Source organism: Paraburkholderia nodosa DSM 21604 (assembly GCF_000519185.1).
In the GTDB taxonomy this organism is placed as follows: Bacteria; Pseudomonadota; Gammaproteobacteria; order Burkholderiales; family Burkholderiaceae; genus Paraburkholderia; species Paraburkholderia nodosa.
In genome coordinates, this window is sequence record NZ_JAFA01000034.1 from 84,561 (window position 1) to 92,518 (window position 7,958).

8 protein-coding genes are annotated in these 7,958 nt (G+C 62.3%); 5 read left to right on the forward strand and 3 right to left on the reverse strand.

Going from position 1 to position 7,958, the window contains the following annotated elements:
* The first annotated feature begins 8 nt into the window (after nt 1-8).
* The gene (gene araD / locus A3CW_RS0134355) at nt 9-1,760 is read left to right on the forward strand and encodes an L-arabinonate dehydratase (RefSeq protein ID WP_028207592.1); all 1,752 of its coding nucleotides are present in this window, start codon (nt 9-11) and stop codon (nt 1,758-1,760) included.
* A 119-nt stretch (nt 1,761-1,879) separates the two neighbouring features.
* Nucleotides 1,880-3,088, forward strand: a complete 1,209-nt coding sequence (locus tag A3CW_RS0134360; RefSeq protein ID WP_028207593.1) for a porin — start codon at nt 1,880-1,882, stop codon at nt 3,086-3,088.
* On the opposite strand, the gene A3CW_RS52685 is transcribed toward A3CW_RS0134360, so the two are convergent.
* Nucleotides 3,085-3,252 carry a hypothetical protein gene (locus tag A3CW_RS52685; protein ID WP_154678114.1) on the reverse strand — a complete coding sequence of 56 codons (168 nt, stop codon included), beginning with the start codon at nt 3,250-3,252 and terminating at the stop codon, nt 3,085-3,087. The genes A3CW_RS0134360 and A3CW_RS52685 overlap by 4 nt on opposite strands.
* Here A3CW_RS52685 and A3CW_RS0134365 point away from each other — a divergent pair.
* Entirely contained in the window at nt 3,251-4,450 is a 1,200-nt protein-coding gene (locus tag A3CW_RS0134365; protein WP_028207594.1) for an amidohydrolase family protein, read from the forward strand. The genes A3CW_RS52685 and A3CW_RS0134365 overlap by 2 nt on opposite strands.
* Nucleotides 4,451-4,583: 133 nt before the next feature.
* Here the strand turns inward: A3CW_RS0134365 and A3CW_RS0134370 are convergent, their stop codons facing one another.
* Complete coding sequence (locus A3CW_RS0134370; RefSeq protein WP_028207595.1) at nt 4,584-5,201, reverse strand: LysE family translocator; 618 nt, start codon at nt 5,199-5,201, stop codon at nt 4,584-4,586.
* 250 nt (nt 5,202-5,451) lie between these two features.
* On the reverse strand, nt 5,452-6,102 hold the full coding sequence (locus A3CW_RS0134375; protein WP_028207596.1) for a hypothetical protein: 651 nt from the start codon (nt 6,100-6,102) through the stop codon (nt 5,452-5,454).
* A gap of 344 nt (nt 6,103-6,446) precedes the next feature.
* Here A3CW_RS0134375 and A3CW_RS0134380 point away from each other — a divergent pair, with 344 nt between their 5' ends.
* Nucleotides 6,447-6,761, forward strand: coding sequence for a hypothetical protein (locus tag A3CW_RS0134380; protein ID WP_028207597.1), 315 nt, complete (start codon nt 6,447-6,449; stop codon nt 6,759-6,761).
* Between the two features lie 598 nt (nt 6,762-7,359).
* A partial coding sequence (locus A3CW_RS0134385; protein WP_028207598.1) for an LpxL/LpxP family acyltransferase occupies nt 7,360-7,958 on the forward strand: 599 nt, incomplete at its 3' end.

The following is a 7,958-nucleotide window of genomic DNA, read 5'->3' on the forward strand; positions in this document are numbered from 1 at the left end:
AACGCAAGATGAGCAAGAAGCGAAAGACCCCCGAAGAACTGCGCAGCCACCGCTGGTATGGCGTGAACGACCTGCGGTCGTTCGGCCATCGCTCGCGCACGGCGCAGATGGGCTACAGCCGCGAGGAGTACGCGGGCAAACCGGTGATCGCCATCCTCAATACGTGGAGCGAGATCAACCCTTGCCATACGCACTTCAAGCAGCGCGTGGAAGAGGTCAAGCGCGGCATCTGGCAGGCAGGGGGGTTCCCGATCGAGCTGCCGGTGCAAACGCTTTCCGAGCCGTTCCAGAAGCCCACCACGATGCTCTATCGCAACTTCCTCGCCATGGAAGCGGAGGAGACGATCCGTTCGTACCCGGCCGACGGCGTCGTGCTGATGGGCGGCTGCGACAAGACCACGCCCGCGCTGCTGATGGGCGCGATCTCGATGGATCTGCCGACTATTTTCCTGCCCGCGGGCCCGATGCTCAACGGCAACTGGAACGGCGTGACGCTCGGCTCGGGCTCGGACACCTGGAAGTACTGGGCCGACCTGCGCGCGGGCAAGATCACCGAAGAGGACTGGAAGGGCGTGGAGGGCGGCATTGCACGCTCGCCGGGCCATTGCATGACGATGGGCACGGCATCGACGATGACGAGCGCCGCGGAAGCACTGGGCTTCACGCTGCCGGGCTTCGCCTCGATTCCCGCGCCGGACTCGCGCCATGCGCAGATGTCGGCAAAGACGGGCATGCGCATCGTCGAAATGGTGTGGGAAGACCTGAAGCCTTCGGACATCATCACGCGCAAGTCGGTCGACAACGCCGTGACCACGTGTCTCGCGCTCTCGGGCTCGACCAACGCGATCGTCCACATGATCGCGCTGGCGCGCCGCGCCGGTGTCGATCTCACGCTCGCGCAGTACGATGAAATCGCACGCCACACGCCGGTGCTCGCGAACATCCGCCCGACCGGCAAGTACCTCATGGAGGACTTCTACTACGCTGGCGGCCTGCGCGCGATGCTCAAGGAACTCGGCGAGCTGATCGACGGCACGCAGATGACCGTGAACGGCAAGACGCTCGGCGAAAACATCGCCGACGCGGAAATCTACAGCGAAGAGGTGATCTATCGCCGCGCGAAGCCGCTCATGCCGGATACGGGCCTCGCCGTGCTGCGCGGCAATCTCGCGCCGGACGGCGCCGTGATCAAGCCGGGCGCGGCGGAAAAGCACCTGCACGTGCACACGGGCAAGGCCGTGGTATTCAAGGACTACAACGACATGGCTGCGCGCATCGACAGCGAAGAGCTCGACTGCGACGAGAACAGCGTGATCGTGCTCCAGCACGCGGGTCCGGTCGGCGCGCCCGGCATGCCCGAGTGGGGCCAGCTGCCGATTCCGCAGAAGATTCTGCAGAAGGGCGTGCGCGACATGTTGCGTATTTCCGACGCGCGCATGAGCGGTACGAGCTATGGCGCGTGCGTTTTGCACGTGGCGCCGGAATCGTTCGTCGGCGGTCCGCTCGCCCTCGTGCAGGACGGCGACCTGATCGAGCTGAACGTGCCGGAGCGCCGCCTGAACGTGCTGATTTCGGACGAGGAAATGGCGCGCCGCAAGGCCGCGTGGGTCGCACCGGAACCGCGCTTCAAGCGCGGCTACGGCGCGATGTACCAGATGCACGTCATGCAGGCCAACAACGGCTGCGAGTTCGACTTCATGCAGCGTGACGGCGTGGGCGGCTCGTGCGCCAGCGCGGGCGGCGAACCCGAGATTCACTAAGGAGACACAATCGGCCAGGAGCGCTTCAGGGGTGATGCGCTCCTTGCCGGACAGGAGGCAATGTAGCAACCAGGGTTTTAACGAGTATCAAACCACAACGACTAAAGATAGGACTACCGATGAAAAAAACTATCCTCGCTTCGGCGCTTGGACTCGCCGCGCTGGGCGCACATGCGCAAAGCAGCGTCACGCTGTACGGTATCGTCGATACCGGTATTGGTTATCAGAGCAGCTCGGCCAAGCTCGGCAGCAATGCCGGTGGCGCCTCTGTCGTCAAGATGGTGCAGGGCGTGTGGGCCGGCTCGCGATTCGGCTTGAAGGGCAGCGAAGATCTGGGCGGCGGCACGCGCGCGATCTTCCAGTTGGAAGAAGGCTATAACTCGGCAACCGGCGCGCAATCGACCACGAACCTGATGTTCAGCCGTGCCGCATGGGTTGGCGTCGCGAACGCGAACTACGGCACGCTGACGGCTGGCCGCCAGTACGCGCCGTACTACACGCTGCTCTCGCCGTACAGCCCGACCACGTGGCTGACCGGCGCATACGGCGCGCACCCGGGCGACATCGACTCGATGGACACGATCTATCGCATCAACAACTCGCTGGTCTATACGTCGCCGAACATCGCGGGCCTGACCGTGAGCGGCATGTACGCACTGGGCGGCGTGGCGGGCAGCACTGGCGCCGGCCAGACGTGGAGCGTGGCCGCGCAGTATCTGCATGGTCCGGCAGGCATCGCGGTGGGCTTCGAGCGCCTGAGCAACGCGGCGAACGGCGGCGGCCCATGGGACGCGAACTCGACGGCGAACAGCGCCGGCGAGCCGGGCGTTTCGGCGCTCACCAACGGCTTCCAGTGGGCGCAGACGCAACAGCGTCTCGCCGTGACGGCTGGCTACCAGTTCAGCTCACAGTGGGACATCTCGGTGGCCTACTCGAACGTCCAGTACATTCCGGGCGTGAATTCGCGCTTCGTCGATACGCAGATCTGGAACACGGGTGGCGTCGTGCTGCACTACAAGCCGCTCACCGTGCTCGACCTCGCGGCTGGCTTCTCCTATACGCGCGCGACCAAGGCCAACGGCATCCAGAGCTCGGCTTCGTACGCACAGTACAACCTGTCGCAGTACTACACGCTGTCGAAGCGCACGGGTATCTACTTCGTCGAAGCGTACCAGCGCGCGGGCGGCCAGACGCTGGGCACGCCTAGCGCGACCGGCGCGAGCAGCATCATCAACGCAACGGCCGACATCGGCGACGGCCAGAACAGCGCGCCGTCCTCGTCGCGCAGCCAGGTTGCGGGCGCGATCGGTATCGTTCACCGCTTCTAAATACACATCGAAGTCTTCACGCTGCCGAAAGCAGTATGTTCGGCGGTGCCGGGTTGATAACCGGCGCCGCCGTTTTTTTTGCGGGCAGAGGTAGTAGAACCTCTAATCTTTGAATATCCGGCCGAATCGATAAGATCCTGCGATGCTTCAAGGAGAATCGGCATGACATTCACGACTTCCGCACTTCATCTCTCCAACGTCAGGCTGGCCGACGGCCAGCGCGTTGGCGTCGCGCTCGCGGGTGGCCGCATCGAGGCAATCGGACCCCATGTCGCCGCACAGCCGGGCGTGGCGGTCGTGGACGGCGGCGCCGGGTTGCTGCTGCCCGGTTTCGTCGAAGGCCACACGCACCTCGACAAGAGCAATTGGGGCCGCCCGTGGTATCGCAACGAGGTTGGGCCGCGGCTCACCGACCGCATCGCCAACGAGCGCGAATGGCGCAGGACCTCGGGCCACGATGCCGCCGCCCAGTCGCTCGCGCTGGCGCGCGCATTCGTGCAGGCCGGTACGACGCGCATGCGGACCCACGTCGACATCGACACCGACGCGCGATTGCGCTACCTCGAAGGCGTGCTCGCCACGCGGCAGACGCTGCGCGATGTCCTCGACCTGCAGATCGTCGCGTTTCCGCAATCGGGCATGCTGATCCGGCCGGGTACGGTGGACCTGCTCGACAGCGCACTGGCGGCCGGCGCCGCCGTGCTCGGTGCGCTCGACCCGGCGCTGATCGACGGCGATCCCGTGGCCTCGCTCGATGCCACGTTCGCACTGGCGGATCGCCATCGCAAGCCGATCGATATTCATCTGCACGAACCCGGCGAGGTTGGGGCGTTTACGCTGAAACTGCTGCTCGATCGCGTGCAGGCGCTCGGCATGCAAGGCCAGGTGGTCGTGAGTCACGCGTTTTGTCTGGGCGCGTTGCCGGAGCGCGAGCGCGACGCATTGATCGACCGGATTGCGCAACTACGCGTGGCGCTGCTGACGAGCGCACCGCCTTCGTGCCCGGTTCCGCCGCTCAAGGTCTGCCGCGACAGGGGCGTGACGGTGTTCGGCGGCAACGACGGCATTCGTGACACGTGGTCGCCGTATGGCGTGCCCGACATGCTCGAGCGCGCCATGTTGATCGGATTGCGCTACGACTTGCGGCGCGACGACGATATCGCGATCGCATTCGACTGCGTGAGCGACGCCGCCGCGCGTGGCTGCGGGTTCTCCGGCTATGGCCTGCGCGTCGGGGCGCGTGCGGACCTCGTGGTCGTGGACGCAGAGAGCGTCGCGCATGCCGTCGTCGCGCGGCCCAGGCGCAAGCTGGTCGTCGCGAACGGACGCGTCGTCGTGCGTGACGGCGAGTTGACCGTGTGAGTGTTCAGTAGGACATGCAGCGCATCGACGTGCTGGGTCCTCAAAAAAGCGCTTCGCGGATTGCCGGGGTAGGGCTCTGTTCGACCCGAAGGGGCGGTCGCCCACACGCAAAGCGGCCGTTCCGGGCGCCTGGTTAACGAAATGCCTGCCGGATTCCCAGCGCAATCATGAGCCCTCCACATGTGAGGTCGATCCATGCCTTCGCGCGACGATACGCCGTCGCAATCGCCGCGTGCGATAGAACGAGCGCGACTGCTCCGTACCAGCACGTCGCTGATACACCGACAGTAGCAAGCATCGCGAAGAACGTCGGCATGGAAACGTGGGCGGGCACCGCTGAGGAAAACACCGCCGCATAAAAGGCGATGGACTTCGGGTTCGCGATATTTGTCGCGATACCTTGCAGGAACGCGGCACGAAACAGAGGCGCCTTCGTTGGGTGAGGTGCTCCTGAGGGGGTTGCCCGTGCCGACACAATGAGCCGCAGCCCGAACCAGATCAGATAGGCCGCGCCAGCAAGCCTGACGCCGACAGCGAGCCACGGGAAAATAGCGAACACCATTCCGATACCAAGGATGGCGCAAGTCGCCCAGAACAGATTCACCGTCACGATTCCGGCGACAAGCGCGAGCGCATCGGAGCGTCTGCCGGCTACCGCCTTCTGAGTGATTGCGACGAAGTTCGGCCCGGGTATGACGACACTTGCCGCATAGACAGAAAAGACTGTCGCAATAGCAGACGAATTAACCATTTGTAGCCTCAGTGAATCGTGGTTGTACAAAACGTGGCGTTGCTTCATCAGCCAGTATTCTGAAGCAATTCACGACTGACCGCTGTCGGCCGCAGGGCGTCCCACGAACGGGCACGAATCCACCATCGTCGTCAGCAGGAGTCGACCGACCGTTCCTGGCCGAACGCGGAAAACCAATGAGGCGATGACCTGCCTTCGCGTTCACCAAGCCTGGTTTGGTAGACGCGAAAACGGCGCCTTCAAAAGTCGCTCAGCTCTGGATCTGGATGTTTTCCTCGCAGTCTTCCCAGTACCGAAGCGGGTCGAGGTGTTGTGGATAGCGTAGGTTGAGCCATTCTGACAGCCTGGTCCAATCGGGATGGTTGGTACCGGTTTGAGCAGACCAGATCGACGACCGTTCGAGAATTTGACCGTTCCCGCGATCGCGCACCAGCAAGCTGCCTAGTCCGCTTGAACTGTTCGTCTGTGACTCGACCAGATACCTTGGCAAAATCCTGAGCTCAGCGTCCTCGGCCCACCCGTATACGGCGCGGACCGTTCCGGAGGGATCTCGCAGCTCTATGGGTCCGCTTGCCGGGCGAACGGCCGTCCATCCTTCAGGGAACTCGGTGACAACCTGGTTTTTACTTTCCCTCACCCACCTCACGCGCCATGCCCGCGCCATCGACTCGCGCATGCGAGACAGCGACTCGTAGCCAGCAGGCAACTCGATTGCCATCGGGAGGGTAATGAGGTTGTCTTTCCAGAGTCTGGTTTCGTCGTCGACGCGCTTAACCTCGTCGAACATCGCTGCTTCAAATGGGTTCTCGGGCCGGCTCGATACTCTCACTTGCCCCGCAGGCAATCCCTCAAAAAGGCGCTCAGCATCATGCCGGGTAAGTTTCGTCTTTCCTTTTTTCATTTTGTCTCTCTACAGCAAGGTTGCCATTGACACCCGGGCCCTGACGACCGCAATCAGGCGCTACTTTCTCTCACGCGCTTGAACCTGCCCGCGATCTTATTCTGCGCCATTCGGCTGTTAGCGGCTTGCGCCGGCAATAGCGCGGCAAGCCGCCATCGTCTGGACCCGCTATCTTTCAGCTACGGTTCGCCCGGAAACGCGGGCAACTACGGCGCCAGTTTCGCCGTGTCGCCAGTCGCATTGCCTTCGCCGGACGGCGAATGAACGCGGGGAGCAGGATGGGCATCCGGAGATAATCGGTTACGCCCCTGTTAGAATTGTGACCTTTTTCCTGGGAACGGCAAATGTCCTGGTTCATCTATGAAGTGCCCGAATACAACGAAGACGGTGCGCGCATCGAACCCTTCAGCGACCTGCGTAGCCGCGTCCTGAAAGTAAGTGGGCAGGCAATGGCTGACGAACTGGAAAGCGTCCGCCAGAACGCCGCGACGACGGCGGACACGCCCACGCGCCCGCTGCGTGCTGCGGAAAATCCTCACGTCTTCCCGATCCCCTATGCCGACTCCATGATCCTGGTCGGTTTCATCTTCGAACTGAAACGCGAATTCCGGCATCTGGTGGTCTCACCCGTCGAAATGCCCTGGCTAAAAGACGCGTAAAAATCGGAACGATCGAACCAGCCTCAAACCTGAGAGGCAAACTCCACGGTCGGCGGCGTCACGTCGGAAGCCGTTTCCATGCACCCTGGACGCCTGATTCCGATTGTTCAATTGTGCCACCGCCTGGCGAAGCACATCGTTGACGATTTTCAGGGAGGGCCGAACGGCCGAATGTGGCCGTACCCCGGAAATCTGCAACAGCTCGGCGGACGGCCAGCTACATCGCGACGGCGAACTTCGTTACCCGACCCGAAGCCGCCGTTCACTGGCTTGCAGAACGGAGGTCCCCTTTCGGCGTGGAAGTGTCATTCGCAACCACCACCAGCAGAAACCCCCATTGAGTTGTGGAACAGCGTCGTCGATGCTAGCGGCGATTACTCACGACCAGAATCTTTGGGGTAGGTCGCACCAAAGCCGCCCGTTACAATCGGTAACTTCGCGAGTCGTCCACGTAACCCAGTGATTACGCCTGGACTGTATGGTCCACGGTTGATATCTTGAGCGAATACATTCGCCATGAAGCAGTGACGAGCAGAAAGGTCGCCTGCCTGGCGTTTGACTTCGCTTTCCAAACTTCACCACCCATAGGGCACATTCTTTGAAACGCCTCGGCTTTGCGCTCATCGTGGCGTTGCTACGCACGCTTTCCATACTTCCTTACAAATTCGTCGCAAGGCTCGGGATGGTTGTCGGCACTGCGTTGTATGCGCTTCCGAGCCGCCGCAAGCATATCGTCCAGGTGAACTTGCGTCTGTGCTTCCCCGAGAAGACTAGCCGCGAACGTCAGGCGCTCGCAAGAGCTCACTTCCGCCACGTTGTTCGCAGCTATCTCGAGCGAGGCATCCAGTGGTTTGGCAGTGCGCAGTCGATCCGGGATATCGTCCAGATCGAAAGCAAAATTGATCTCCATGACGATACAGCCCCGCCCACCATCTTTATGGGTTTTCACTTTGTGGGCATCGAGGTCGGCTGCATGCTCTACTCGACGCACCTCCCCGTCGCCTCACTGTACACACGTATGTCAAGCACAGCCCTATGCGACCTTGCCAGGCGGCAACGCGGCAGATTCGGCGCAGAGATGATCGAGCGCGCGACAAGTGCCAGAAAGATCGTGCAATTGTTACGTTCCGGCAAACCGGTCATGCTCGCGGCGGATATGGACCAAGGCGTTGAAAACTCTGCCTTTGTCCCTTTCTT

Excerpts from the sequence above, each read along its gene's own strand:
- araD (WP_028207592.1), top strand. The coding sequence starts at position 9 with ATGAGCAAGAAGCGAAAGACCCCCGAAGAACTGCGCAGCCACCGCTGG.
- A3CW_RS0134360 (WP_028207593.1), top strand. The coding sequence starts at position 1,880 with ATGAAAAAAACTATCCTCGCTTCGGCGCTTGGACTCGCCGCGCTGGGC.
- A3CW_RS0134365 (WP_028207594.1), top strand. The coding sequence starts at position 3,251 with ATGACATTCACGACTTCCGCACTTCATCTCTCCAACGTCAGGCTGGCC.
- A3CW_RS52685 (WP_154678114.1), bottom strand. The coding sequence starts at position 3,252 with ATGCCGATTCTCCTTGAAGCATCGCAGGATCTTATCGATTCGGCCGGA.
- A3CW_RS0134370 (WP_028207595.1), bottom strand. The coding sequence starts at position 5,201 with ATGGTTAATTCGTCTGCTATTGCGACAGTCTTTTCTGTCTATGCGGCA.
- A3CW_RS0134375 (WP_028207596.1), bottom strand. The coding sequence starts at position 6,102 with ATGAAAAAAGGAAAGACGAAACTTACCCGGCATGATGCTGAGCGCCTT.
- A3CW_RS0134380 (WP_028207597.1), top strand. The coding sequence starts at position 6,447 with ATGTCCTGGTTCATCTATGAAGTGCCCGAATACAACGAAGACGGTGCG.